We start from the raw sequence: 26,794 nt of genomic DNA on the forward strand, positions 1-26,794 counted from the left end.
AAAAGCCAACGATTTGGCTTTTCGATCGACGAACGCCCGGAGCCATAGCGAAGGGCAGGCTGTCGGCGCGCGCCATACCCCCCTCTGCCCTGCCGGGCATCTCCCCCTCAAGGGGGGAGATCGACTCGCGGCAACGCCTCGCCTTCGACGAGTGCAGAGAATTGGGCGAAGACGGTGCTTCTTGCCAATCTCCCCCCTTGAGGGGGAGATGCCCGGCAGGGCAGAGGGGGGTATCCTTGCTCCAACGTCCAATGGCTGAATTCCCCACCACCGCCATAGCCCCCGAGATCGCGCGCCGTAACGGCGTGACCCGCGCCGGCTCGCGAGTGGTGCCGGAGGAGGTGCCGATCGCCTTTTCCTATGGTGGATCGACCCATGCCGTGATGATGGGCTCTCCGGCTGATCTTGAGGATTTCGCGGTTGGCTTCAGCCTCACGGAAGGCATCATAACGTCGATGGCGGAGATCGAGAGCATTTCCGTTGTCGAGGAAGGTGCCGGTCTCGACGTCCAGGTGACGCTTCTCGAAGACAAGGAAGATGCGCTGCGCGCCCGCCGGCGGCATATGGCGGGGCCGGTCGGTTGCGGGCTCTGCGGCATCGAGTCGATCGAGCAGGCCATGCGCCCGGTGCCGGATGTTTCCGCGGTGGCGATGGCCTTGAGCCCGAAAGAGGTGAGCGAGGCGGTCGCCGCACTCAACAGCGCGCAACCGCTGCATCGGGAAACCCATGCGGTTCATGGCGCCGGTTTCTACCGGCCGGGCAAGGGGTTGGCTGCAGTGCGCGAGGATGTCGGGCGGCACAATGCGCTCGACAAGCTTGCCGGAGCGGTCATCCGCGAGGGCATCAAGGGTTCGGATGGCGTCGTGGTCGTCACCAGCCGCATCTCGGTCGAGATGGTGCAGAAGACGGCGATCCTTGGAAGCCCGGTGCTGATCGCGATATCCGCGCCGACGGCGCTTGCCATCCGCACCGCGCAAGAGGCGGGCATGACGCTGATCGCGCTGACGCGCGGCGAGGATTTCGAGATTTTTACGCGTACCGATCGCATAACCACTGGAGTTGTCGCCGATGTCGCATGACCAAAGCCCCGAGCAACTGGTGCTCGACAAACTGGTCCGGATGGCCAACCAGATCGCCACCTTCTTCCTGTCGCAGCCGGAAAAGGTGCGCGCCGAAGGCGTCGCGACGCATATCAACAAGTTCTGGGAGCCGCGCATGCGCCGGCACCTTTTCGAGCATCTCGACAGGGGCGGGGCGGGGCTGCTGCCGCTCGTCGTCGAGGCTTCGGCGCTGATCCGCCGGCCGGAGGCCAAGGTCGGAACGGGCGTCGGCGTCGGCCAGGATGCGGCGCAAGGTGCGCCGGGCGGCAAGGGGCCTGCCGAAGGAGAATCGCTGTCCGAACCAAGCATTCCGGAGAGCGCCGCCTGAATTCGTCCATCCGGCAGGTCAGGGGCCGGAGGGGGATAGAATGCTCCGCACGGAAATGTGAGGATAAAAACGGAGGCGGCTCCGATTGACGGCGGCGGATTCCGGACTAGATTGCGTTCCGGAGCCCGAAGCCGTTTTCTCGTACGGGACGCACGCGCCCGCGTGTCAGGTCCGGCTCCGAACGACTGTTTTTATCTCTTCATATCTTCAGTGCACACGGGAGCTTTCCATGCGCTACAATCAATTGGGCAATACCGGTCTTTTCGTCTCCGAACTCTGCCTCGGCACGATGACCTTCGGCGAGAACCAGACGGGCGCCGTCTGGAGTGCCGTAGCCGGTCTCGACCAGGACGCCGCCGACAAGATCGTCGAAGGGTCGCTCGCTGCCGGCGTCAACTTCATCGACACGGCGAATGTCTATTCCGAGGGCCGGTCGGAGATCATCCTCGGCCAGGCGATCAAGAACCTCGGCGTGCCGCGCAAGGATGTGGTCATCGCCACAAAATTCTATGGACAGATGGGCGACAAGCCGAACGACCGCGGCGCCTCTCGCGGACACATCATGGATTCGGTCGAGCAGAGCCTTGAACGACTGCAGATGGACCATATCGACCTCTACCAGATCCACGGCACAGATACGGTGACGCCGATCGACGAGACGCTACGGGCGCTCGACGATCTCGTGTCGCGCGGTCTCGTCCGTTACATCGGCCTTTCCAACTGGGCTGCCTGGCGGATGGCGAAGGCGCTCGGCATTTCCGAGCGCAAGGGTTATGCCCGTTTCGAGACGGTGCAGGCCTATTATTCGATCGCCGGCCGCGACCTCGAGCGCGATATCGTGCCGCTGATGCAGGAGGAAAAGCTCGGCCTGATGGTCTGGTCGCCGCTTGCCGGCGGGTTGCTATCCGGCAAATACGGCCCGGGTGCGCCGGGCAACGGCGAAGGCCGCCGTGCCAATTTCGATTTCCCGCCGATCGACAAGGATCGCGCCTGGGCCTGCGTCGCGGCCATGCGTGAGGTCGCCGCCAGGCACGGCGCGAGCGTCGCGGAAGTGGCGCTGGCTTATATCCTGGCCAAACCGTTCGTCACGAGCGTCATCATCGGCGCCAAGCGGCTGGAACAGCTTGAGGAGAATCTGAAGGCTGTTAAGCTGAAGCTCGACACGGAGGACATGACAAAGCTCGACGAGGTCAGCGCGCTTGCTCCGGAATATCCGGGCTGGATGCTGGCCCGCCAGGGTGCCGGACGCCGCCCGGCTCCGTTCGAGCCGAAGGAATAGTCGTGAAAAAAGCCCGCGGCGGTTCAACGCTGCGGGCTCCATAATCGAATAGCGGCTTAGGGGTCTTTCCAGCCAACCGCCTTGGCCTTGAGGTCGAATGCGCGGGGCCCTTCCATAGGCCCCGCTATCGCAAATCAGGCAGCCAGGTCGTCGGCTTCGGTGCCCTTGAACATCTTGGCGAGGTTCAGGAAGCAGATCATGCCGTTCTCGTTGGCGATGATGCCTTCGGAGAAGGACTTGTCGAAGGAGGCGGAGATTTCCGGAACAGGCTGAACCTGGCTCGAAGGGATCGTCAGGATGTCCGAGACGCGGTCGACGAGCATGCCGATGACCATGTTGTGGACTTCGGCGACCACGATCGCGCTGCGCTCGTTGGCAACCGTGCTCTTCATGCCGAGCTTGTAGGCAAGGTCGATGATCGGGATCACGGAACCACGAAGGTTCATGACGCCGATGACATCGGCCGGGGCGTGCGGGATCGGCGTCGAAGGCGCCCATCCCCGGATTTCGCGGATCGTCGTCGTCTTGACGCAGAATTCCTGGTCATGGAGACGGAAGGCGATGATTTCCAGCGTTTCGCCGCTGTAGCTTGTGGAGTTGATCGTCGTAGCCATCAGAATTCTTCCCAACTATCCGTTGCCTGAGCGGCAGCGGCGGCACCCGTTGTGGTCCGCGCGACCGTTGCCATGAGTTTGCGTGCCGGCGATGCAACGGGTCGTGCATCAGGTCGCGCTATTGCAATCTTATGCGAAGAATGTTGCGCAAATCTAAATCGTGACAGGAGATCGCGCAGGGTTTCGGCTTCGCGTGCCAGGCTGTGGCTGGCAGCGGTCGTTTCCTCGACCATGGCAGCATTCTGCTGCGTGTTCTGGTCCATCGAGTTGACGGCCTTGCTGATCTCCTTGATGCCCGTCGACTGTTCTCGGGCTGCCTCGACGATCGCTGTGACATTGCCGTTGATCTCGTCCACCTGAGACATGATCTCGTCGAGCGCCTTGCCGGTTTCACCGACGAGCGCGACGCCACGCTTGACCTGTTCGGAAGAGGTCGAGATCAGCGTCTTGATCTCCTTGGCCGCACTGGCGGAACGCTGAGCTAGTTCGCGGACTTCCTGGGCGACGACGGCAAAACCCTTGCCTGCTTCGCCGGCGCGGGCCGCCTCGACACCCGCATTGAGTGCCAGAAGGTTTGTCTGGAAGGCGATCTCGTCGATCACGCCGATGATATTGGAGATTTCCCGCGACGACGTCTCGATCTGGCCCATCGCGTTTACGGCGTTGCGGACCACGGCGCCGGAATGCTCGGCGCTTTTCTTGGCATGCGAGACGAGGGTCCCTGCTTCTTCCGCGCGTTTGGCGCTATCGGTGACGGTGCGGCTGATTTCTTCAAGCGCCGCAGCGGTCTCCTCGACTGCCGCAGCCTGCTGTTCGGTGCGTTTGGCAAGGCTGTCGGAAGCCTGGCGGATTTCGCTGGAGCCTCCTGCGATCCCCTCGGCATTCTCGCCGACGGTGCGCATGGCCTCGGCCAGTTTCCCGATGGCTTCGTTGAAATCGACCCGGATCTGTTCGAGCGTCGAAATGAAGGGCTTTTCGATCCGGAACGTCAGGTCGCCGTTTGAAAGAGACGTCAGGCCCTCGGCGATGTCATCGACGGCGCGGACGCGTTCGGTGATGTCGGTCGCAAACTTGACCACCTTGAAGACCCGGCCGTCGGCGTCGAAGATCGGGTTGTAGGATGCCTGGATCCAGACCGCCTTGCCGCCCTTGCCGATGCGCTTGAACTCGGCGGCAATCGCTTCACCGCTGGCGAGCTTCTTCCAGAATTCAGGATATTCGGCACTGTTGCGGAAGGATGCCTCGCAGAACATGCTGTGATGTTTGCCGACGATGTCCGAAAGCTGATAGCCGAGACAGGCGAGGAAATTTTCGTTGGCGGTCAGGATGTCGCCGCCGGGCGTGAACTCGATAATGGCCTGGGTGCGCGAGATGGCGTTGATCTTGCCTTCGTCCTCGGCGGATTTAAGCCTGGCGGCAGTGATGTCGGTTGCGAACTTGACCACCTTGTAAGGCTTGCCGCCGGACGTCACCGGATTGTAAGAGGCCTGGATCCAGATCTCGCGGCCACCCTTGCCGATGCGCTTGTAGGCGGCTGCATCATACTTGCCATTGCCGAGGTTTGCCCAGAAGTCCTTGTAGGCCTGCGACTTCACGTAATCCGGGTCGCAAAACATGCTGTGATGCTTGCCGACGATTTCAGTCAGTGTGTAGCCAAGCGTCTTGCAGAAGTTCTCATTGGCCGTGAGAACCTTTCCGGATAAATCAAACTCGATAATGGCCTGAGACTTGTTGAGCGCAGCAAGTACTGCTTTCGCGTCAGCGCCTGGAAGTGAAAGTATGGACATCTGGCTTGCCTGCCCCCGTCTGTAGGTTCCCGAACTGGCTCAATTTGCCAGCAGCCCAATGAGATAACCATCTCGCCGCCAAGACACTGAGTGTCGCCAAAAATAGCATTCAGGAATTAACGGAAGGTCAAAAGTTCCGTTCTGACGAATTGTGGAAATTACGTATGCACTTGTTTATCGTCAAATTTCCGGATGGGAAGTAGGCCCATATTTTAGTCATTAGATATAAATTCTATATTGAAATACCTCGCAAGTAACCGAAATCTGTATTTCAGATCTGGACTTGCGCCTCTGGTTATGCCGAGCGGGTTGGACGATCAAGAAGGCGCCGACCGAAAAGACTTGCCGTCAACCGACCATGATCCGGGCGCTCGTCGAGGAACGGATCCAGGAGCAAGCAGGAATGAAACGAAACATGCGAGATCAGTATTCGCGCTCATAAAAGATGCCGGCCTTGCCACCTTCGGTGCCGGCGCCGGCCTTGAGCTTCACACCGCGGCCGACATCAAGGTTGATCGTCGCTTCCGCGCCGCTCTCGCCGCCCTGTTCGACCTGGATATAGGTGCGGTTGTTGATGTAGCGGCCGACCGACACGGTGGTCTGACCGGTCGCATCGGTGTTGATGTCGAGGTCGTCGACACCGAGATTGCTGCGCAATGTTTCGAGCAGCGATGTGGAGCCACCGCCGGCCAGCTGGGTGACGGCATCGGCCAGCTGGGCGATCTGCAGCGGCGACAGCCGCGACATCGACTGGCCGAAGATCAGTCGGGCCAGAACCTCGTCCTGGGGCAGGGAGGGCGAGGAGGAGAAGGCGATCGTCGGATCGTTGGCGACGCCGGTGACTTTCACCGTGATCGTCGTCGAGGCGGAGGTCGTGTTCGCCTCCATGTTGAGAACGGGGATCAGGCCGCCGCCGAAGGTGATGTCGCCATCGGTGAAATCCATTCGCTTGGCGAGGATGACGATACGGCCGCGGCGCATCTGGAAACCGCCGGCAACGACCGGCGCGATGGCCGTGCCCGTCACGGTCAGCTCGCCGCCGAGTTCGGCGTCGATTCCGCGTCCACGAACGAAGATGCCATTCGGTGCGCTGATCTGAAGATTGAGCGCGATCGGGTTCGAACTGCCACTGGCGCCCTTCGGCCGCAGCTTCTCCATCTGCCGCAGCACGTCGGGCGGCGCGTTGCGATGGCGGATATCGATGGCGGATAGCGAGGTCGGCAGGCGGGCGGGCACGGTGATCGCCGCCTTGGTCAGTGTCACGCGGCCGCCGAGGACGGGGCCCGAGGTCAGAGGGCCGGTGATGGTCAGGGCGCCGTCGGCGGTAGCGGCGAAAAGCGCGCCATCGGCGTAGGATGCCTTAGCCAGAGTGATCCTGAGGTCGGCCGGGAAGCCGGAGCCCGGCGTGATGCCGACCGAGCCCTGGACCGAAACCGTGCCGCCACCCGAGAGCTTGCCCGTGAGGCTGGAGATATTGGCGCTTTTGCCATCGAAGGCGACATTGGCGGCAAGATCCGTCAGGGCGAGATTGCGCCGGACATCCACCAGCCTTGCGCCGGACGAGGATGCGGTGCCGGTGATCGCCGGCGCCGCCGCCGTGCCACTGACCGCAAGATCGACATTGCCGGTGCCTTCCAGAACGAACCCTTGCGCGGCCATCTGCCCGGCGAGGATCGAGAAGGGCAGTTTCCCGCTGAATTTCAGATTGAGCGGCTTTTCGCCTGCGAGCGAGATGGAGCCGCCACCCGACAAGGAGACGCCGCCGCCACCCGAAAGGCGAGTATCGACGGTGACGGTGCCGTTCTGAAACGTGCCGCCGGCGGTGATGTTGAAGGCCGCGACCCCGGCGGACGCGGTCTGCGCAACGCCGGCATCGGCCCAGCGGAGATCATAACGGACAGCGGGGGCTTGCGGCGTACCCGTCGCGGTAACCGTGCCGGAGATCGTGCCGCGGGCGCCGAGGCTCGGCGCAAACGCGTTGACCAGGCTGGCGGGCACGGCGTTGGCGCGGGCGTTGATGTCGAGGGCGGGGATGCCGTCCTTCAGAATGACCTTGCCGGCAGCCGAGAGATCGAGACCGCCGGAGCCCGTCAGGCGGGTCTTGTCTAACGTGACTGTTCCGTTGGCGAAGCTGCCGCTTGCCTGGACTCGAAACGGACTGATGCCAGCATCGCGCGACTGGCGAAGCTGTGCATCACTCCATTCTAGGTCATAGCGTATGGCTGGGGCAGACGCGGCGCCGGTGGCGTTGATCGTGCCGGTAATCGTGCCGGCAGCGTTGATCGCGGGGACGAACGCGTTGATGAGATTGGCGGGCAGCGCCTTGATATTGGCGGTGAGATCGAGCGCCGAGCCGGCCGTGCCGTTGACGGTGACACTGCCGGTTCCGGTTGCGATGGTAAGGTCGGCAAGACGTGCACCGCCATTGGCGACCGCGACGCGGGTTGGCGCGGCAAGCCGGACCGGGATGTTGCGTGGCGCCGCAGCGAAGCTCTCGATGCCGACCGAGATATCGGCGCCGGTCTGGATATCGCCGACCGCCGTGAGCGGCGCGTTGTCATACTGCGCGGCGAGATTGAAGTTGGTCCGGTTGCCGCCCTGGGTGACGCCGAGGTTGACGTCGCTGACGCCGACCGAACCCGCGCCGATGCGAGCGGCACGAACCGTGCCCTGGGCTGCGATCGCCTTGATGTCGGGGATGGCGAGGTCGATATTCGGCTGGGCGATCTCGATCGTGCCGCGGCGAAGCGCCTTGCCGGAAGCCCGGATCACCGCGCCGGCCTTGCCGCCGGTATTGCTGAACATCACCGTTCCCTTCAGATCGCCCTGAGCCTGCTGGGCTGCAAGAGCCGCAAGCAGGGAGACATCCGGGAAGTCGAACGTGAGCTGGCCTTCCGGCAGGAAGGCGGGAGAGAAGTTCAGGGCACCGGTCAGCTTGTTCGGACCGATCTCGGCAGTGATCGCCGGCGCGGTGGTACGGCCCTGGATGGAGGCGACGTCGGCATTGACGCGGATCGGCTGGCCGTCGAGCGAACCCGTACCGGTCAGCTTGCCCTTGGGTGCGTTCGGATCGGCGGTGCCTTCCAGGATGAAGCTCATGTCCTGGAGCTTGCGGCCGACCAGCCGAGCGTCGGCGGAATTGACCACGGCCCTGACGCCCATTGCAGTCAACGGCCCCTTGGCGGAGATGTCGAAACCGGCAGCCCCCTCGGCCTCCGGCAGCCAACGCTTCAGATCCGGCACGCGGCCGGCGAGGCGCCCGGTGACAGTCCGATTGTCGAGCAGCATGTTGCCGTGCGCTTCGATGGCGTTCGAGCGCATCACGAAGTTCTCGAGGCTGACGCGACCGCCGTTCACAATGTTGACGTAGCCTTCGGCAGAAAGCTTGCCCTCGAATTTCGAGACCAGCCCCGGCGGCAGGACGGCAGGATTGGCGAAAACCCGGAAATTGCCCGTGACCGCCTGTTTCGACATGTCATAGGCCCCGGAAAGCGTGCCGTTCACGTTGCCGCTGTCGAAGGTCGCCGCATCCAGGCCGATCGCCGGTGGTGCGAGCCTGAGCGGCGCATCCAATGTCACCGGCCCGCGGATCACCCGGTCGAGGTCGTCATTGGTGAAATCCGTGCGGGCGACGGTGAAGCGGCTGCGGATGCTGCCCGAACGGCTGATCAGGTTGAGGTCTTCGCTTTCCGCCTGCAGGCGGATCTGGCCGAAGCGCCCCTGCGGCAGTTCGGCGGCGCTCAAGGCTGCGGTGGCGTTGAAGCGGGCGGAGGTGGCCGCGCCCGTCAGCGTGAAATTGATGCTCTCGAAGGAGAAGCGGCTCTCCTGGCCGCTGATCGGCCAGACGAAGTCGACCGGGCCCTTCACGCCGTTGAGGCTCGCCGTGAGGCTGTTGTCGCCCGTCTGGTCCCATGCCCCCTTGGCGGCGATCTTCACGGCGCCGGAGGTGAGCTCGCCGCGTTCGATATCCACCCGGCCGGAGGGCGCGTAGATCGCGGCGATGTTGATATCCGTCGTACCGCCGAACAGCGGGCGGAAGGCGGGCGGAAGAAGCGTCGACAGCTGGCCGCCGCCGGTCACCTCCACCCTGTGCCTGCCGTTTTCGACCAGAACATGCTTGCCGTCGACCGCGATGACGGGAGTGCCGCCGACGCTGCCCTGCAACTTGCCGGCCCAGTCGGAAAGGGGGCCTTCGCCATCGAGCGCCAGCTCGACTGCCGGGGTGCCGGGCAGACGCAGAAGGCGGGCGAGCAGGCCGCCCTGCGGCTCGGAGACGGCCGCCTTGAGTGTCAGGCGATTTTCGGACGGCGCATAAACCACGTCGGCGGATGCCCTGGCATTCGGCTCGTCCTTGCGGGTCGCCTGCAGGTCGAGCGCAATATCAGGCCCGGTCGCGTCGATCGATCCCTTCACCGAGAGAGAGAAGTCCCGTCCCGAAAACGCCTGGGAGAGATTGATATCCGGCAGGTCGATCTGGGCAACGCGGATGCCGACCGGCAAGGGCGATCCGGAAGAGCCCGACGATGTCGCTTGTGTCGCGGCGGACGCTTTCGGCGGCCGCGGCGCACGGATGAAGTTGACGGTGTCGGCCGAAATGTGCTCGGCGCGGAACACCCCGGTCACCAGGGATGTCGGCGACCAGTCGATCTTGATTCCGCCGATCTGGGCATAGGGGCCTGCGTCGTCGGAAAGCGTAAGGGCATCGATACGCAGGTCGCCGGTCAGAAGGCCTTCCGGGCGCGTGAAGGAGATGCTGCGATCAGGCGTGGAGACGATTGCGGAAATGCGGTCCGCGGCGACGCGTCCGCCGACCGGGGTGAGGGCGACAAAAAGGACGACGCCCAAGGCCATGACGAACAGGATCGCGACCACGCCAAGCGCAGCCTTCAAGACCCATTTCAACAGGCGTACCATCAGCATCATGCTTTAAACGCTACCCTTCACTGCCTTTCAGAATGCCTGTCCTATGCCCGCATAGATACCGTACTGGCTACCGCCGTCATAGCGCTGCAAGGGAATTGCAACGTCCAGTCTCAGCGGTCCAAAAGGCGTGGCATATCGTACGCCGATCCCCGCGCCAGCACGTATATCAGAAAAATCGGGCACGATTCCGGTCGATACCGTACCAACGTCGACAAAAGGTACAATGCCTATGTTTTCTGACACTTTTACCCTCACCTCGAAAGATCCTAGCGTATAGGACCGCCCGCCGGTGGCGTCATCGGCGCTGTTATAGGGCGAAATTTCCCGATAGGCATAACCGCGCACCGATCCGCCGCCGCCGGCGAAGAATCTGCGTGTCGCGGGAATTCTTTCAAGATCGCTTCCGCCGATCAGCGTTCCGGCCGCAAGACGGGCCGCCAGCACGACCTTGTCCTCCTGCCCAAGGCCGAGATAGCCCGAGATCGAGCCCTCGAAGGACGAGAAGATCGTGCCATCCATCAGCTCGTAGCTCGGCTTGGCGGAGAGGGTCGCGTAATATCCCTTGGTCGGGTCGAGCTTGTTGTCCCGCGCGTCGCGCTCGAAGCTGACCGGCAGGCTGAGCGTGAGGTACTGGTTGTTGCCGAACGCATCGTCGGCGTCGATATAGGCAATCTCGCCGCCGCCCTTGAGCTTGTCGGTCTCGTTCAGCTCGTAGGTGATGCCGGCCGAATAGATGATGGTCTGCGCCTCGTAGACGTCGGGCGTCTCGCTTTTGGCTTCCAGGCGGGATTCGAAGGTCGCTTCGGGCACGAAAGCGCCCGGCTTGGTGAAGATGATGCCCGCGGAATAATCGAAGGTGGTGACGTCGGTGGTGGCGCCGATGCCGGAAACCTTGCCTTCGATTCGTAGGGATTCGGCTTCCCCGAAGAGGTTGCGGTGGCCCCAGTAGCCTTCGAGGCCGGCTCCGTCGATCGAGGAATATTCGGCGCCCACGCCGAAATAGCGATGCTTGCCTTCCGAAACCTCGATCGTCAGCGGCAACGAACCGTCCGGCGCCAGCTTGTCCGCCTCGTGGATCGTCACGCTCGAGAAGACGCCGAGCTCGCGCAGGCGGTCGTTCGCCTTCTTCACCTGTCCCGGCGAATACTGTCCGTGTTTGTCGAGCCGCGAATAGCGGCTGATGAAGGCGGCATCGACAGTGCGCGATCCTTTCACGGCGACGGCTCCGAACGGGGCAACAGGCCCGCCGACCGCCCCGAGCACCACGTTGATCGTGTTGGTGCGGTGATCGGCCGTCACCTGCCGCTCCGTCAGCTTTGCGAGCGGGCGGCCCTCGTCCTTCAAGTCGACGAGAAGCTGCTGGCTGGCCTTCAGGATCAGCCGCGAACCCGCCGCGCCGCCGGCAACGAGATCGTATTTTTCCGGATCGCGGCCGACGGCGTCCCCTTCGAAACGGACCGAGCCGAGTTTGAAAACCGGGCCGGGATCGATGCGGACCGTGACCGGCACGGGTGCCGCGTGGTCGAATGTTGGGTTGGGCGGCAGGCGGTCGATATCGGTTCCGGCGACGGAGATATGCACGGTGCCGCCGTAACGGGCTTCTTCGTAGAGCACGGCGATGAGCCGGTCGCGGTCTTCGCGCGCCTTGATGATGACGCCGAGGTCACCTGAGACCGGCTGCTTCTCGTCGGTGATCAGGGAGGCGGCGGATTCGAGACGCTTCTTGAGGTCCTTGTCCGCATTGCCCGCTTCCAGCGTCGCGTCATAACGGACGGGATCGATGACTTCGACCTTGTCTTCGTCGTCGCCGAACAGCGTAATGCCAAAGAGTTTGAAAGCGTAAGCGTTGGCGGAAAGCGGCGGGGAAACGAGAAGTGCAGCGGCGAGCATCGCGGCCGTGCCTGACCCCCTCAACCTCCGCTTTTCTGTCCGCACAATGTTTTCGTTCCGCATACGCAAACTGCTGTGGATCCCCCGGCTGGAAGCCCTCATAGCATCCGACGAAGCGAACTATCTAACTGCAAAAGACGGGGCCGGGTACCCCTGCGTGATGATTTCATGAAAGAAAAAGCCCCGGAATGTGCTCCGGGGCCACAGTTCTTCCTGCAATCCACACGTCAATCAGTAACGGCGCGGGCAGCTGTCGATATAGCGACGGCCATAACGGTCGCGGTAGTAGCACTGTCCCGGCTGTTCGGCGACGGAGCCGATCAATGCGCCGGAAACGCCGCCGATCGCAGCACCAACGGCCGCGCCGCGGACGTTGCCGGTAGCCAGGCCGCCGATCACGGCGCCGGATGCTGCGCCGATGCCGGCGCCCTGTTCAGTTGCCGTGCAGCTCGCGAGCGAAGCGCCGACTATCAAAAGCACCAAGGCTTTCTTCATGAGATCCTCCTGTTTGTTCTTCATTTTGCCCGGCCGCCTCCCAAGCTCCGATGTTTTCGCGGGTCAATCAGGCAGCCATCACAGGGAACAATAGGTCGCGAGGTTAAAGAGTCCATATGACCTCAATATTTTGCGCACCGATTTTTGTTTTGGTTTGCCGATAGTTACTCGGCATTCGGTGGAAGCGGACGGCGGACGCTCGCCTTGCTGGCGGCCAAAATATTGCGGTTTCCCTAGAAAGTAGCGGTTGATCCCTTAGGTAAAAAAGCAAATGATGACGGGCGTGTCCGGGAGGGACATGAGGAGGATCATATGACGAAAGTGACGCTGACCGTGAACGGCCGCGCGATGAGCGGCGAGTGCGAGGACCGCACCCTGCTCGTGCATTTCATCCGCGAAAAGCTTGGTCTGACGGGAACGCATGTGGGTTGCGATACGACCCAGTGCGGCGCCTGCGTCGTTCATATGGACGGCCATTCGGTGAAGAGCTGTTCGATCCTAGCGGTGCAGGCATCCGGCTCGACGATCACGACGATCGAGGGCCTCGCCGGCCAGGGCGAATTGCATCCGGTTCAAGCTGCTTTCAAGGAGCATCATGGCCTGCAATGCGGCTTCTGCACGCCGGGCATGGTGATGACGGCGGTCGACCTGATCAACCGCGAAGGCGGGACGCTGACCGAGGAGACGGTCCGCGCCGGGCTCGAAGGCAATATCTGTCGGTGCACGGGCTACCACAACATCGTCAAGGCGATCCTTGCCGCCGATGCCGAAATGGCTGGCGGCCGGCAGGCCGCTGAGTGAGTAGGCTAGTCGTTGGTGAGCAGCGGTTCACACGGCGCTTTGGCACCTGAACCACCCACTACCGACTCATTCCTGCTCACTAACCAAAACCAATCACCATCTCGGGAGGAGATGAACATGGGTGTTGAAGGAATCGGTGCACGCGTTACCCGCAAGGAAGACAAGCGTTTTCTGACCGGCAAGGGCCGCTACACGGACGACATGACTGTCCCCGGCATGAAATATGCCTGTTTCGTCCGCAGTCCCTATGGGCATGCGAAGATCAGCAATATCGATGCGACCGCGGCGAAAGCCATGCCGGGCGTCATCGACGTGCTCGACGGCAAGCAGCTTCAGGCAGACGGCATCGGCAATCTCATCTGTGGCTGGATGATCCATTCCAAGGACGGGACGCCGATGAAGATGGGCGCCTGGCATCCGCTCGCGGTCGATACCGTGCGTTATGTGGGCGACGCGGTCGCGATCGTGGTTGCGGACTCCTCCGGTGAGGCGCGCGATGCTGCGGAAGCCGTGGTCATCGATTACGAACAGCTCCCGGTGGTAACCGAAGCCGTCGCGGCACTTGCCTCCGGCGCGCCGCAGATCCATCCGGAAGCGCCCGGCAACCTGATCTTCGACTGGCAGATCGGCGAACCGGATGCGGTGGACAAGGCGATTGCGGCGGCGGCGCATGTCACCGAGATCGAGATCCTCAACAACCGCCTCTCGCCCAACCCGATGGAGCCGCGCGCCACGCTCGGCATCTACGATACGGCGGAAGATCACTACACTTGCTACACGACCAGCCAGAACCCGCATGTGGCGCGGCTGGTGATGAGCGCTTTCTATAACGTCGCGCCGGAAAACAAGCTGCGCGTCATCGCGCCGGATGTCGGCGGCGGTTTCGGCTCGAAGATCTATATCTACCCGGAAGAGATCATCTGTCTCTGGGCGTCCAAGAAGACCGGCGTGCCGGTGAAATGGACCTCGGATCGCACCGAAGCCTTCCTGACCGACGCGCATGGCCGCGACCACGTCTCGAAAGTGAAGATGGCTTTCGACGCGAACAACCGGATCACGGCGCTGAAGGTCGATACGATCGCCAACCTCGGCGCCTATATGTCGCTGTTCTCCTCGGCCGTGCCGACCTATCTCTATGCGACGCTGCTGTCCGGCCAGTATGCGATCCCGGCGATCCATGCGAACGTCCGCACCGTCTATACCAATACGGTTCCGGTCGATGCCTATCGCGGCGCCGGCCGTCCGGAAGCGACCTATCTTCTGGAGCGGACAATGGAGACGGCGGCCCGCGAACTCGGCGTCTCGCCGGCCGAACTGCGTCGGACGAACTTCATCCGCACCTTCCCCTACCAGACGCCGGTCATCATGAACTATGACGCGGGCGACTACGAAGCCTCGCTGAATGCCGCGATGCAGGCCGCTGACTGGAATGGTTTTGCTGCCCGCCGCACACAATCCGAAGCGAAGGGCAAGAAGCGCGGCATCGGCATGAGCTGCTATATCGAGGCCTGCGGCATCGCACCGTCCGCCGCGGTCGGTTCGCTCGGGGCCGGTGTCGGTCTGTGGGAATCCGCGGAAGTGCGGGTGAACGCCGTCGGCACGATCGAGGTGCTCACCGGTTCGCACAGCCATGGCCAGGGTCATGAAACGACCTTCGCCCAGCTTGTCGCCGGGCGTCTCGGCGTACCGATCGAGAGCATCAACATCGTGCACGGCGATACTGACAAGGTGCAGATGGGCATGGGCACCTACGGTTCGCGTTCCGGCGCGGTCGGCATGTCGGCAATCGTCAAGGCGCTCGACAAGGTCGAGGCCAAGGCGAAGAAGATCGCCGCGCATCTGATGGAGGCGTCCGAAGAGGATATCGTCATCGAAAACGGCGAACTGAAGGTCGCAGGCACCGACAAGTCGGTGCCGTGGTTCCAGGTGGCGCTCGCCTCCTATACCGCCCACAACCTGCCTTCGGGCATGGAGCCGGGCCTGAAGGAAACCGCCTTCTACGATCCCTCCAACTTCACCTTCCCGGCCGGCTGCTACATTGCCGAGGTGGAGATCGATCCGGATACCGGCGAGACGGACATCGTCCAGTTCGTCGCGGCCGACGATTTCGGCAATATCATCAACCCGATGATCGTCGAGGGCCAGGTGCATGGCGGCATTGCCCAGGGCATCGGCCAGGCTCTGCTCGAAAACGTGCAGTATGACGAGAACGGCCAGCTTCTGACTGCAAGCTACATGGACTATGCCATGCCGCGCGCCGACGACCTGCCGTCGTTCAAGCTGTCGCACCAGAACACGCCTTGCCCAAGCAATCCGCTCGGGATCAAGGGCTGCGGCGAGGCGGGCGCCATCGGTTCGCCACCGGCGCTGATCAACGCCATCACCGATGCGATCGGCCACAACAAGCTCACCATGCCGGCGACCCCGATGAAGGTCTGGCAGGCATTGCAGACGGCTCACTGAGGAGAACAGACATGTACGCTACCAGCTATCATCGTGCATCCTCGGTGGAAGATGCCGTCAAGCTCAAGTCCGCCAACGAGGAGGGCAAATACCTGTCCGGCGGCATGACCCTGATCGCAACCATGAAACAGCGGCTCGCCGCACCGAGCGATCTGATCGACCTTCGTCATATCCCGACGCTGCGCGGGATTTCGATCGACGGCCGCAAGGTGACGATCGGCGCCGCCACGCCGCATGCGGATGTGGCGGCTTCGCGCGAGCTTGCGGCCATCTGTCCGGCGATCTGCAAGCTTGCCGGCCATATCGGCGATCCGCATGTGCGCCACATGGGCACGGTCGGCGGTTCGATCGCCAACAACGACCCGGCGGCGGATTATCCCGCCGGCCTGCTCGGGCTTGGCGCGACCATCGTCACCGACCGCCGTTCGATTTCGGCCGACGATTTCTTCACCGGTCTTTTCGAGACCGCGCTTGACGAGGGCGAGATGGTGACGTCGGTCACCTTCGATGCGCCGGAAAAGGCGGGTTACGCCAAGTTCAACAATCCGGCCTCGCGGTTTGCGATGACCGGCGTGTTCGTGGCCAAAACCGCCGGCGGCGTGCGTGTCGCGGTGACCGGCGCCGGCGCGTCAGGTGTCTTCCGTCATCCCGGCTTCGAGCAGGCGCTGGCCTCCAACTGGTCGCCGGATGCGCTCGCCAATGTTGCCGTCGATGCCTCCAACCTGATGTCGGATATGCACGCGAACGCGGAATACCGCGCCAATCTCGTGAAGGTCATGGCGAAAAGGGCGGTCGCCTCTGCCGGTTGAGGCGAATCGAGATCGCTGAAGAAAGGCCGGAAGAGCGGCGCAAACCGCTCTTCTTTTTATTGCTTGACCTGGATCAATTATCACATTTTCGGAATCGCTTACCTTTTTATTGGAATAATTCAAAAAAGCGGGCCTTTTTGCCGCAGGTTGGTTCTATTCGCGTCGTTCGGGGTTGACGAAAAGCGCGGCTGAAACCAAAACCAAGGCAGGTTCTGGAGTGTGAGCATGGACTTCGAGGCATTTTTCAAGGGCGAACTGGACGGACTTCACGGCGAAGGCCGTTACCGGGTGTTCGCCGATCTCGAGAGACATCGCGGCAATTTTCCTCGCGCCACGCGTCATACTCCCGAGGGTCCGAAGGAAGTGACCGTCTGGTGTTCCAACGATTATCTCGGCATGGGCCAGCACCCCGCCGTGATCGAGGCGATGAAAGAGGCCATCGATCACTGTGGCGCGGGTGCGGGAGGCACCCGGAATATTTCTGGCACGACGCACTACCACGTGGTTCTCGAGCAGGAACTCGCGGACCTGCACGGCAAGGAAGCGGCGCTGATCTTCAATTCCGGCTATATGTCGAACTGGGCGACGCTCGGCACGCTCGGCCAGAAAATCCCCGGCCTGATCATTTTCTCCGACGCGCTGAACCACGCCTCGATGATCGAGGGTATTCGTTATGCCAAGTGCGAGCGGGTGATCTGGAAACATAACGACCTCAACGACCTCGAGGCAAAGCTGGCGGCAGCCGACCCGAACGCGCCGAAGCTGATCGCCTTCGAGAGTGTCTATTCGATGGATGGCGACATTTCGCCGATCAGGGAAATCTGCGACCTCGCCGACAAATACGGCGCGATGACCTATCTCGACGAAGTGCATGCGGTCGGCATGTACGGCCCGCGCGGCGGCGGCATTGCCGAGCGCGAAGGTCTGATGGACCGTCTAACGATCATCGAAGGCACGCTCGGCAAGTCCTTCGGCGTGATGGGCGGTTATATCGCCGCTTCCAGCGCGCTCTGCGACTTCATCCGTTCCTTCGCCTCCGGCTTCATCTTCACGACGGCGCTGCCGCCGACGCTGGCAGCCGGGGCGATCGCCTCGATCCGGCATCTGAAGGCAAGCCCGTTCGAGCGGGTCCGCCATCAGGACCGTGTCAAGAAGCTGCGCACCATGCTGGATCAGCAGGGCATCCCTCACATGCACAACCCCAGCCATATCGTGCCGGTCATTGTCGGCGATGCGGCCAAGTGCAAGTGGATCTCGGATATCCTGCTCGACACGTGCAACGTCTATGTGCAGCCGATCAACTATCCGACCGTGCCGCGCAAGACCGAACGCCTGCGTATCACCCCGACGCCGCTGCATAGCGATGCGGATATCGAGCACCTGGTCGGCTCGCTGCACCAGCTCTGGTCGCGCTGCGCGCTGGCGCGGCACGTGGCTTGAACCGACCAACCCTCCGCCCTCATCCCTGTGCTTGTCACAGGGATCCAGCAGCACAGCGTCTGCGGTGCGCAAGAGTCTTTTCAGCCCAAGGACTTGGGCTGACTGGATTCCTGTGACAAGCACAGGAATGAGGAGAGTTTGGAGTTACCGCCTCGGCAGGTAACCGGTGCTTTTGACAGGCTAACGCCTTACGCGGCCATTTCTTTTTGCGCGATAATCTCGCCAGCGCGGCGCCGGGCCTCGGCATCGGCCGCAAACACCTCTTCCATGGTCGTGGCCGCACCATGGCCCACCATCTCGTCCATCACCTTTTCGGCGACATCCGCCATGTTGAGGAAGCCGATGCGGCCGGCGCAGAAGGCGTGGAAGGCGATCTCTTCGGCAGCGTTCATCACCGCGCCCTGCACGCCCCCGCGTTCGAGCGCGGTTCGCGCCAGCCGGAGCGCCGGGAAACGCACCTCGTCCGGCGCCTCGAAATCGAGCCTTGCGAGCTTGGCGAAATCCAGGCGTTCGACATCGAGCCTGGTGCGGTTCGGGTAGGTCAGCGCATAACCGATCGCGGTGCGCATGTCCGGACAGCCGAGCTGGGCCAGCACCGAGCCGTCGGCATAACCGACCATGGAATGGATGACCGATTGCGGATGGACGATCACCTCGATCTGGTCCGGGCGCAGATTAAAGAGATGTTTCGCCTCGATCATCTCCAGCGCCTTGTTGAACATCGAGGCGCTGCCGATCGAGATTTTCAGGCCCATCGACCAGTTGGGGTGGGCGCGGGCGATATCCGCGGTGACGCCCGCCATCTGCTCGCGGGTCCAGGTGCGGAAGGGTCCGCCGGAGGCGGTGAGCACGATGCGTTCGACCGCGTGGTGCTGGTCGTCTTCGAGCGACTGGAAGATGGCGCTGTGTTCGCTGTCGACCGGGATCAGCCGTCCACCGCCTTCCGCGACCGCCCTGACGAAGAGTTCGCCGGCGGAGACCAGGCATTCCTTGTTGGCGAGCGCGATATCGGCGCCGCGCTCTGCGGCGGCCAGCGTCGGGGCGAGGCCGGCGGTGCCGACGATCGCTGCCATCACCCAGTCGGACGGGCGCGCGCCCGCCTCGATCAGCGCCTCGCGGCCGGCGGCGACCTCGATACCGCTTCCAGCGAGTGCATCTTTCAGGGCTGCATACTGTCGGTCGTCGGCGGTGACGGCCAGTCTTGCACCGCTTGCCTTCGCCTGGTCTGCCAGAAGCGCAATATTGCTGTTGCCTGTGATGGCGACGACCTCGAAGGCCTCGCGGCCGCCGAGCTGGTTCACCACATCCAATGTATTGACGCCGATCGAGCCGGTGGAACCGAGGATGCTGATGCGGCGCTTGCCGGTGTCGGCCATGCTGTCTTCCATTTCCTAAAGCTCCCTTCGGTCTACAAGCGAAAGCCACGGCTCACAAGAGCGGGCTTGAATTCGGCCCGCCTGCGACCAAGTGCAGCTTGCACAACGGATGCTCTTGGCGCGAAGTGGGATGATGAGCGAACGCCTTGAAATCCAGACGACTTGCGTGATCGCCGGCGCCGGTCCGGCAGGCCTGATGCTCGGCCTCCTGCTGGCGCGCGCCGGCGTCGATGTCGTGGTCGTCGAAAAGCACGCCGATTTTCTGCGCGATTTCCGCGGCGATACGATCCATCCCTCGACGTTGGAGGTGATGCACGAGCTCGGCCTGATCGACGAATTCCTCAAATTGCCTCACACGCGGGCGCCAAAACTTTCGGCCGAAATGGGCGGCAAGACGATCACTATCGCGGATTTTTCGCGGTTGCCGGTGAGGAACCGCTTCATCGCCTTCATGCCGCAATGGGACTTTCTGAGCTTTCTCGCTGAAAAGGGACAGGGTTATCCGAACTTCCGGCTGATCATGCGGGCGAAGGTGTTGGACGTGCTGGAGGATCAGGGCGCAATCTCCGGCCTCGTCCTGGAGACGCCGGAAGGAGAGTTTACCATCCGCTCGACGCTTGTCGTCGGCGCCGACGGCCGCAATTCGGTCGTGCGGGAAAAGGCTGGCCTCGATGTGGAGAGTTTCGGCATGCCGAGCGAAGTCGTCTGGATGAAACTGTCGAAACAGAAGGGCGATCCGAACGAGGTGATGGGCCATGCCGGCCCGCGCCAGGGTTTCGTGCTGATCGACCGCGGCGACTATTGGCAATGCGGTTATGTGATCCGCCGCACGACGTTCGCCGACATCCGCGAAAAGGGCATCGAGGCTTTCCGGCGGATGGTGGTTGAGGTTTCGCCCCTGCCGGCCGAGCGCATGCAGGAGATCCGCAGTTTCGACGATACCAGCCTGCTGACGGTGCGCATCGACCGACTGAAGCAATGGTGGCGGACGGGGCTGATTTGCATCGGTGACGCGGCACATGCGATGTCGCCGATCGGCGGCGTCGGCGTCAACCTGGCGATCCAGGATGCGGTGGCGGCCGCCAATATCCTGGCCGCGCCGCTCCGCGAAAAGCGCCTCGCCGATGCCGACCTCGCCGCCGTCGAAAAGCGGCGCAGTTTCCCGACCAGGGCGACGCAGAAGCTGCAGTTGATGATGAGGAGCAGCCGGCGCACCGATGAGGGAGACGACCGTCAGCGCAAGGGCCCACCGGCCTTCATTCGGGGCATTGCCCGCTTTCCGCTGCTCGCCCATCTCGCCGGCCGGCTGATCGGCCTCGGCTTCCGCATGGAGCATGTGCGGGGAAAACAAGGCAACCTTTGACCGCCCCGCGTCGTTGATCGGCAAAACAACCGAGGTTTTGCCATGCTCATGCTCGGAAGAATGCTGACGATGGCGATGGCGCTGCTGGGAGGGATCTTCTTTTCGCAGGCGCCGGAATTCGCACAGCAATACCGCCAGCGGATCGGCGGCGCGCTCGACGAGTTGAAGATCCTGATCTCGGAATTCGACGCCCAGGCCAATCACAACGGCCTCGATCGCCAGGAGGCGCTCAACATCTATTCCGTCTCGCCGCAGACCTTCCTGCGCAATCAGGGTGAAGCGATGCGGCGGACCTTTTCGCGTTATGAGATGCTCGCCGAGCAGCAGAAGGATCTGACCCTGGCGCCGCCTTTCACCAAGCCGTTCGTGGTGATGCGCAATCCCGATTCGACGACGTTTGCCAATGCTTGGCGTGATTTCGTGCCGGGCGTGCCGGTGGATTTCGCAGGCCTCACCTGGGCGGCGGGCGGGCTTTTCTGCGGCTGGCTGATTGCAGCGCTTCTCGGCGCTGCCCGCCGCGGCGTCGTCCGCTCGGTAAGGCGACCGAAACGGATGGACCAGACGCCGACGATTGCCCGATAGACGAGAGTGGTGATCCCAGATGGATTCGAACCATCGGCCTCAGGATTAGGAATCCTGCGCTCTATCCTGCTGAGCTATGGGACCACATGAGGAATTCCATACAAAAGGCGAGGCGTTTAGCCAAGCCTTTTCCTCTCCCTCATTCCGTCAATCGCTGTTCGGCCAGCCGCACCCAGTAGGAAATGCCGTAGGAAATCGCCTCGTCGTCGAAATCGTAGTGCGGGTTGTGGAGGGCGGCCGTATCGCCGTTGCCTATGAAGATGAAGGCGCCGGGGCGGCGTTTCAGCATGAAGGCAAAATCCTCGCCGGCCATGGTCGGCTCGACATTGGTGTCTACGTTCGAGGCGCCGACCACCTCTGCCGCGACGCCGATCGCGTGATCGGTTTCGAGGTCATGGTTGAAGGTAACCGGGCACTGGCGGTAATAATCGATCTCAGACGTGGCGCCGTGGGCGCTGACGATGCCTTCGACGATCTGGCGGATACGGTTCTCGGCAAGATCGCGGGTCTCCTCGCTGAGCGTCCGCACCGTGCCCCAGAGCGTCGCCTGGTCGGGGATGATGTTATACGCCGTGCCGGCGTCGAAGCGGGTCACCGAGATGACGATCGAGTGGACCGGGTCGGCGTTGCGGGCGGCGATCGCCTGCAGGCTGCCCACCAGCTGCGAGCCGATGAAGATCGGGTCGATGGTCCTGTGCGGCTGGGCGGCATGGCCGCCGCGGCCCTTGATGGTGATGGTGAAGCGGTCGGGAGCCGCCATGATGCCGCCCTTGCGGATGGCGAACTGGCCGAGCGGAATGCCCGGCATGTTGTGCATGCCGTAGACCTCGTCGATGCCGAAACGCTCCATCATGCCGTCGTCGACCATCGCCAGCGCGCCGGCGCCGCCCTCTTCGGCGGGCTGGAAGATCAGGGCGACCGTGCCGTTGAAATTGCGGGTCTCCGCGAGGTATTTCGCCGCACCCAGGAGCATCGACGTGTGGCCGTCATGGCCGCAGGCATGCATCTTGCCGGTGATCTTCGAAGCCCAGGGTTTGCCGGTGATTTCGGTGAGGGGCAGCGCGTCCATGTCGGCGCGAAGGCCGATCGTGCGGCCTCCCCGACCTTTTCCACGGATGATGCCGACGACGCCGGTGCGGCCGATGCCGGGCACGACTTCGTCGACGCCGAATTCCTTCAGTTTCTGTTCCACGAAGGAGGCCGTGTTCTCGACCTCGTAAAGAATCTCAGGATTTTCATGAAGATATCGTCGCCACTCGCTGACTTCGCCCTGAAGTTCGGCGGCTCGGTTCAAAATCGGCATACTATTCCCTGTTGCTGGCTGGTCACGCGGTTATGACAAGTCCTCCCGCCCGGAGTGTGCCTGTCATGATTGACGTAATCAATCTTCTTTGCCATTGGTTGGCCACATAGGCCGCATATGCGCCACACTCGTTAAAGCCGCAACAACGAGGGACACCCTTGCCGACTTCAAGCCTCCGATCCGTGTCCGCAACCCGGCTGATTTCTGCCGTTACGGCCATTGGGCTTTTCCTATCCGCAGGAAGCGTTGCCGCCAATCCCAAGATGGTGATCGACGCCAGGACCGGCAGGGTGATTGCCCATGAGGATGCGTTCCTGAAATGGTATCCGGCGTCGCTCACCAAGCTGATGACCGCATACGTCACCTTCAAGGCGCTGAAGTCCGGCAGGCTTACGCTCGATACGCCTGTGGTCATGAGCAAGAAGGCGACCGACCAGCCGGCCAGCAAGATGTATTTCAAGCCGGGCTCCAAGCTCACCATGGACAGCGCCTTGAAAATCCTGCTCGTCAAGTCGGCCAACGACGTGGCGGTCGCGGTCGCCGAGACGGTCGGGGGCTCGCTCGACCAGTTCGTGGCGATGATGAACAGCCAGGCCCAGTCGCTCGGCATGACCTCGACGCGCTATATCAATCCCCACGGTCTGCCCGGCAAGGGCCAGTATTCGACGGCGCGCGATCTTGCGCTGCTAACGCTCCGCCTGAAGCAGGATTTTCCGGAATACCAGAGTTATTTTTCGCTCGAGGGCATCGATACCGGCGCCAAGCAATATCCGAACTTCAATACGCTGATCGGCCGTTTCGATGGCGCCGACGGGATGAAGACCGGCTTCATCTGTGCCTCCGGCTTCAATCAGGTCGGTTCGGCGACGCGCGACGGCCGCACGGTGATCTCCGTGGTGCTGGGCTCCGACAGCCTTGCCGGCCGCGCCGACGATACGGCCAACCTTCTGCAGCAGGGACTGACCTCGCCGGCAAACCAGGGTATTCCGCTGACATCGCTGCAGCCCTATGGAGACATGGCCGAGGTCAACGACGTCAGCGCCACGATCTGCAATCCGCAGGCCGCCAAGGTGCGTAGCGAAACCCGTGACGATGCCGGCCGGACTGTCCAGCATTCGCCCTATATCCACGAGATGGACCGCCCGCCCATCTACAGCTTCGCCGGCCTTATTCCCGGCAGCGAGCAGATCGCTTCAACCAAGGGCAAGAACGAGATCGCCAACGTGCCGATCCCGCAGCCGCGCCCGACATTCTGAACGAGACCAAGCCATGTCTTCTGTCCGCAGCCGGATTCCGGTTTCCATCCTCACCGGGTTTCTCGGCGCTGGAAAATCGACGCTGCTGAACCGCATCCTCAAGGATCCGGGCACCAGCGATACGGCCGTGATCATCAACGAGTTCGGCGAAGTCGGGATCGACAATTTCCTGGTCGAAGCTTCGGGCGACGCTTTGCTGGAGATCGCCAATGGCTGCCTCTGCTGCACGGTGCGCGGCGAGCTGGTGGATTCGCTCGCCTCGATCATGGATGGCATCCAGACCGGCCGCCTGAGGCCGATCCGCCGCATCGTCATCGAAACGACGGGCCTTGCCGATCCGGCGCCGGTCATGCAGTCGGTGATGGGCAATCCGGTCATCGCGCAGAATTTCGAGCTCGACGGCGTCATCACCGTGGTCGATGCGGTCAACGGCGTCTCGACGCTGGACCGTCATCAGGAGGCCGTGAAGCAGGTGGCGGTGGCCGACCGGCTGATCATTTCCAAGCTTTCGATGGCGGACGCTTCCCAGCTTGCGGCGCTGAAAAGCCGACTTGCGGCGCTCAACCCCCGGGCGCCGATCGTCGATGGGGACAGCGAAGCTGCCGGCACGGCGGCCATTCTGGTGAACGGCCTCTACGATCCGGCGACGAAGATCGCCGACGTGGATCGCTGGCTGCACGACGAACTGGCGAACGATGCCGCGGCCCATCACCACCATGATCACGGGCATGAACACGACGATCATCACCATGGCCATGAACATAGCCATGAGCACCACGGGCATGGCCATCATCATGACGTGAACCGCCATGGCGACGACATCCGCTCCTTCTCGATCATCCACGACAAGCCGATCGATCCGATGGCGATCGAGATGTTCATCGACCTGCTGCGCTCGGCCCACGGCGAAAAGCTGCTCAGGATGAAGGCGATCGTGGCGCTCTCCGGCAACCCGGATCGGCCGCTGGTGCTGCATGGGGTGCAGAGCGTCTTTCATCCGCCGCAGCGCCTGCCGAAATGGCCTGACGGCTCGGACCGGCGCACCCGCATGGTGCTGATCACGCAAGGGCTGGAGGAAGCTTTCGTCTCGGATCTTTTCGCGGCGTTCACAGGCCAGCCGCGTGTCGACCGGCCGGATCGCGCGGCGCTGGAAGACAATCCCCTCGCCGTTCCCGGCCTGCGGATGTGACTCTCAAGGATTTGCCCCTCACCCTGACCCTCTCCCCGTAAGGACGGGGAGATGGGACGTGCCCCATTCGCGGTTGGTGGTTGAGGCGGTCGGTGCGGCATACGCTCTTCGCCCCGCGTGCGGGGAGAAGGTGCCGGCAGGCGGATGAGGGGCTAATCGGAGGGCTCGGCTATCCCTTGCGGATCAGAAATCGATGGCCCGTCTCGGTCTTTTCCGAGCGGACCAGTTCGTGGCCTTCCTGGTTGCAGAAATGCGGGATGTCGATGCCGGCCAGGGGATCGGTGGTCTCGATCGCAAGCTCCGTGCCGCTTGGCATAGTTTTCAGCCGGCGGCGCGTCTTCAGCACGGGCAGGGGACACTTCAGGCCTCTCAAGTCGTAGAGGCCGTCGGTGACCGGGGTCATTCCTGGCTCCAGAACTTCCAGAACGGCTTCTTCTTTTCTTCGCTGATCGGCGGTGCCGCATAGGCGAGCGGGTTCTGGGCAGGGATCGGAACCGTGGTGGTCGTGCCCTGGGCCGTGGCGATGGTCGGGACCGTACCGGTGCTCTGTGCGACGGGAGCAGTCGTTGCGGCGGCCGGCAGGCGGTCCTGCTTCATGCGGTCGGCGGCGGAGCCGGCACGAAACGTGACGGGAGAGGCGGAAGCAAGCACGGTATTGGCCGGCTTGTTCTGGGAGGCCATCCGCTTTTCCATCATCTCCTGGAATTCCGACTGGCTCAGCAGCTTGCCGGCCTCGAGCGAGGTTCCCGTCGGCGCATAGGCGATATCGCGGCCCTTGCGCTTGTCGGCGACCACGGCCTTGCGCTCGGCTTCGGTCGGCTCATACCAGACCTTGCCGTCGAATTTCTCGAGCGCCTTGGTGTAGGCGACCTGGTAGGTCTTTTCATAGGAGGTGAGTACAGCCGAGAGAGCCGGCGGCGTCGACATGGGCGGGCAGGCGGAGGCAGGCGCGAATGTACCGTTGCTATCGACCTGCTGGTTGAAGACATACTTCTTTTCGCAGACGTTGACTTCCGGCGGGCGCTTGGTGACTTCGAAATGGTCGTAGCCGGTCTTCAGCATCTTCCAGAAATCATGATTCTGGCTGTCGCGGTGGCGCGCCATGTTCTCCGCCGTCATGCGGAAGGGGAGAGCCTGGAGCTGCACGGAGGTCTGGCCGCCCTTGAAGGCGTCGCGGGCGAAGGCGTAGATTTCCAGGACCTGTTCGTCGGTCATCGAATAACAGCCGGATGACGAGCAGGCGCCGTGGATCATCAGGTTGGAGCCGGTGCGGCCGTTTGCTGCATCGTAGCGGTTCGGGAAGCCGGTATTGATGGCAAGGTAATATTTCGAATTCGGGTTCAGGTGCGCCGGCGTCAGGTTGTAGAAACCTTCCGGAGCCTGGCGGTCGCCTTCCTTGACCTTCGGGCCGAGCTTTCCGGACCAGGCGCAGATGTCGTAGCTCTTGATCACCTCGAAGCGGTTGTCGGCCCTTGCCTTCCATACTTCCAGCTTGCCCTCTTCCTTGAGGATGCGGATCATGATCGGCGAATTGCGAGGCATGTTCTTCTTCTGCATCTCGGCGAGAATGCTCGAAGGCAGAGGCTGCTCGACCTTGTTCTTGACGCTCTTCAGGTCGATGCTCGCGGAATCGAGCGTATCGTTGCAGCCCGTCAGGGCCGTTGCGACGAAGAGAGCGAAAGCGATGTGTTTCAGGCGCATCGGTACGGACCACATAGACTTGGAACGACGAACGAATTCGGTACAGGACTTCTATGAATAAAGCGGTAATCTTTACATATTCTTAACCGCTTGCG

Annotated in this window: 20 protein-coding genes, 1 tRNA gene and 1 pseudogene; 11 read left to right on the plus strand and 11 right to left on the minus strand. The window is 62.6% G+C overall.

The features are described 5' to 3' along the window. Positions 1-251 precede the first annotated feature (251 nt). The 3 genes from fdhD to ACZ9EJ_RS20850 all read left to right on the plus strand — a co-directional run bounded on the left by fdhD (position 252) and on the right by ACZ9EJ_RS20850 (position 2,707). Positions 252-1,079, plus strand: a complete 828-nt coding sequence (gene fdhD / locus ACZ9EJ_RS20840; protein WP_046640107.1) for a formate dehydrogenase accessory sulfurtransferase FdhD — start codon at positions 252-254, stop codon at positions 1,077-1,079. Continuing rightward, positions 1,069-1,428, plus strand: coding sequence for a formate dehydrogenase subunit delta (locus ACZ9EJ_RS20845; protein WP_251089908.1), 360 nt, complete (start codon positions 1,069-1,071; stop codon positions 1,426-1,428). The genes fdhD and ACZ9EJ_RS20845 overlap by 11 nt, the downstream gene beginning before the upstream one ends. A 229-nt stretch (positions 1,429-1,657) precedes the next feature. Beyond that, the gene (locus tag ACZ9EJ_RS20850; RefSeq protein WP_046640106.1) at positions 1,658-2,707 is read left to right on the plus strand and encodes an aldo/keto reductase; all 1,050 of its coding nucleotides are present in this window, start codon (positions 1,658-1,660) and stop codon (positions 2,705-2,707) included. A gap of 134 nt (positions 2,708-2,841) precedes the next feature. Here ACZ9EJ_RS20850 and ACZ9EJ_RS20855 read toward each other — a convergent pair whose 3' ends face one another. The 6 genes and pseudogenes from ACZ9EJ_RS20855 to ACZ9EJ_RS20880 all read right to left on the minus strand — a co-directional run bounded on the left by ACZ9EJ_RS20855 (position 2,842) and on the right by ACZ9EJ_RS20880 (position 12,416). Then, positions 2,842-3,321 (minus strand): chemotaxis protein CheW, encoded by a 480-nt coding sequence (locus ACZ9EJ_RS20855; protein WP_038546443.1) that lies wholly within the window; start codon positions 3,319-3,321, stop codon positions 2,842-2,844. Continuing rightward, positions 3,321-5,108, minus strand: a complete 1,788-nt coding sequence (locus ACZ9EJ_RS20860; RefSeq protein WP_046640105.1) for a methyl-accepting chemotaxis protein — start codon at positions 5,106-5,108, stop codon at positions 3,321-3,323. The genes ACZ9EJ_RS20855 and ACZ9EJ_RS20860 overlap by 1 nt, the downstream gene beginning before the upstream one ends. A 295-nt stretch (positions 5,109-5,403) precedes the next feature. Then, a pseudogene (locus ACZ9EJ_RS20865) lies at positions 5,404-5,499 on the minus strand (arginase); the annotation flags it as partial. Between the two features lie 32 nt (positions 5,500-5,531). After that, positions 5,532-10,031, minus strand: a complete 4,500-nt coding sequence (locus ACZ9EJ_RS20870; protein ID WP_046640104.1) for a translocation/assembly module TamB domain-containing protein — start codon at positions 10,029-10,031, stop codon at positions 5,532-5,534. 27 nt (positions 10,032-10,058) lie between these two features. Further along, positions 10,059-11,984 (minus strand): autotransporter assembly complex protein TamA, encoded by a 1,926-nt coding sequence (locus ACZ9EJ_RS20875; protein WP_441932017.1) that lies wholly within the window; start codon positions 11,982-11,984, stop codon positions 10,059-10,061. Positions 11,985-12,152: 168 nt separating this feature from the next. After that, positions 12,153-12,416: a YMGG-like glycine zipper-containing protein gene (locus tag ACZ9EJ_RS20880; protein ID WP_046633911.1), complete on the minus strand. Its 264-nt coding sequence runs from the start codon at positions 12,414-12,416 to the stop codon at positions 12,153-12,155. Between the two features lie 312 nt (positions 12,417-12,728). On the opposite strand from ACZ9EJ_RS20880, the gene ACZ9EJ_RS20885 reads away from it, so the two are divergent. The 4 genes from ACZ9EJ_RS20885 to hemA all read left to right on the plus strand — a co-directional run bounded on the left by ACZ9EJ_RS20885 (position 12,729) and on the right by hemA (position 17,929). Beyond that, on the plus strand, positions 12,729-13,217 hold the full coding sequence (locus ACZ9EJ_RS20885; protein ID WP_046633750.1) for a (2Fe-2S)-binding protein: 489 nt from the start codon (positions 12,729-12,731) through the stop codon (positions 13,215-13,217). 117 nt (positions 13,218-13,334) lie between these two features. Further along, complete coding sequence (locus ACZ9EJ_RS20890; protein WP_046640102.1) at positions 13,335-15,680, plus strand: xanthine dehydrogenase family protein molybdopterin-binding subunit; 2,346 nt, start codon at positions 13,335-13,337, stop codon at positions 15,678-15,680. 11 nt (positions 15,681-15,691) lie between these two features. Then, entirely contained in the window at positions 15,692-16,489 is a 798-nt protein-coding gene (locus tag ACZ9EJ_RS20895; protein WP_046640101.1) for an FAD binding domain-containing protein, read from the plus strand. 225 nt (positions 16,490-16,714) lie between these two features. Then, positions 16,715-17,929 carry a 5-aminolevulinate synthase gene (gene hemA, locus ACZ9EJ_RS20900; protein ID WP_046640100.1) on the plus strand — a complete coding sequence of 405 codons (1,215 nt, stop codon included), beginning with the start codon at positions 16,715-16,717 and terminating at the stop codon, positions 17,927-17,929. Between the two features lie 188 nt (positions 17,930-18,117). Here hemA and dxr read toward each other — a convergent pair whose 3' ends face one another. Beyond that, positions 18,118-19,317 carry a 1-deoxy-D-xylulose-5-phosphate reductoisomerase gene (gene dxr / locus ACZ9EJ_RS20905; RefSeq protein ID WP_251089907.1) on the minus strand — a complete coding sequence of 400 codons (1,200 nt, stop codon included), beginning with the start codon at positions 19,315-19,317 and terminating at the stop codon, positions 18,118-18,120. 118 nt (positions 19,318-19,435) lie between these two features. On the opposite strand from dxr, the gene ACZ9EJ_RS20910 reads away from it, so the two are divergent. After that, entirely contained in the window at positions 19,436-20,668 is a 1,233-nt protein-coding gene (locus ACZ9EJ_RS20910) for an FAD-dependent oxidoreductase (protein WP_476099630.1), read from the plus strand. 42 nt (positions 20,669-20,710) lie between these two features. Continuing rightward, complete coding sequence (locus tag ACZ9EJ_RS20915; protein WP_046633758.1) at positions 20,711-21,250, plus strand: DUF2937 family protein; 540 nt, start codon at positions 20,711-20,713, stop codon at positions 21,248-21,250. A 7-nt stretch (positions 21,251-21,257) separates the two neighbouring features. Here the strand turns inward: ACZ9EJ_RS20915 and ACZ9EJ_RS20920 are convergent. Continuing rightward, a tRNA-Arg gene (locus tag ACZ9EJ_RS20920) sits at positions 21,258-21,334 on the minus strand. A 55-nt stretch (positions 21,335-21,389) separates the two neighbouring features. Then, positions 21,390-22,553, minus strand: a complete 1,164-nt coding sequence (locus ACZ9EJ_RS20925; RefSeq protein WP_046640098.1) for a M20 aminoacylase family protein — start codon at positions 22,551-22,553, stop codon at positions 21,390-21,392. A gap of 158 nt (positions 22,554-22,711) precedes the next feature. Between ACZ9EJ_RS20925 and ACZ9EJ_RS20930 the strand changes: the two genes are divergently transcribed. Together ACZ9EJ_RS20930 and ACZ9EJ_RS20935 are read left to right on the plus strand one after the other, a co-directional pair. Beyond that, complete coding sequence (locus ACZ9EJ_RS20930) at positions 22,712-23,809, plus strand: D-alanyl-D-alanine carboxypeptidase family protein (RefSeq protein ID WP_046640097.1); 1,098 nt, start codon at positions 22,712-22,714, stop codon at positions 23,807-23,809. A 13-nt stretch (positions 23,810-23,822) separates the two neighbouring features. After that, complete coding sequence (locus ACZ9EJ_RS20935) at positions 23,823-24,998, plus strand: CobW family GTP-binding protein (protein WP_046640096.1); 1,176 nt, start codon at positions 23,823-23,825, stop codon at positions 24,996-24,998. Positions 24,999-25,167: 169 nt separating this feature from the next. On the opposite strand, the gene ACZ9EJ_RS20940 is transcribed toward ACZ9EJ_RS20935, so the two are convergent. Further along, on the minus strand, positions 25,168-25,401 hold the full coding sequence (locus ACZ9EJ_RS20940; protein ID WP_046640095.1) for a sulfurtransferase TusA family protein: 234 nt from the start codon (positions 25,399-25,401) through the stop codon (positions 25,168-25,170). Further along, positions 25,398-26,699, minus strand: a complete 1,302-nt coding sequence (locus ACZ9EJ_RS20945; protein ID WP_046640094.1) for a L,D-transpeptidase family protein — start codon at positions 26,697-26,699, stop codon at positions 25,398-25,400. Before ACZ9EJ_RS20945 ends, ACZ9EJ_RS20940 begins: the two co-directional genes overlap by 4 nt. Positions 26,700-26,794: the final 95 nt, after the last annotated feature.

It is taken from the genome of Neorhizobium sp. USDA 3394 (genome assembly GCF_056280385.1).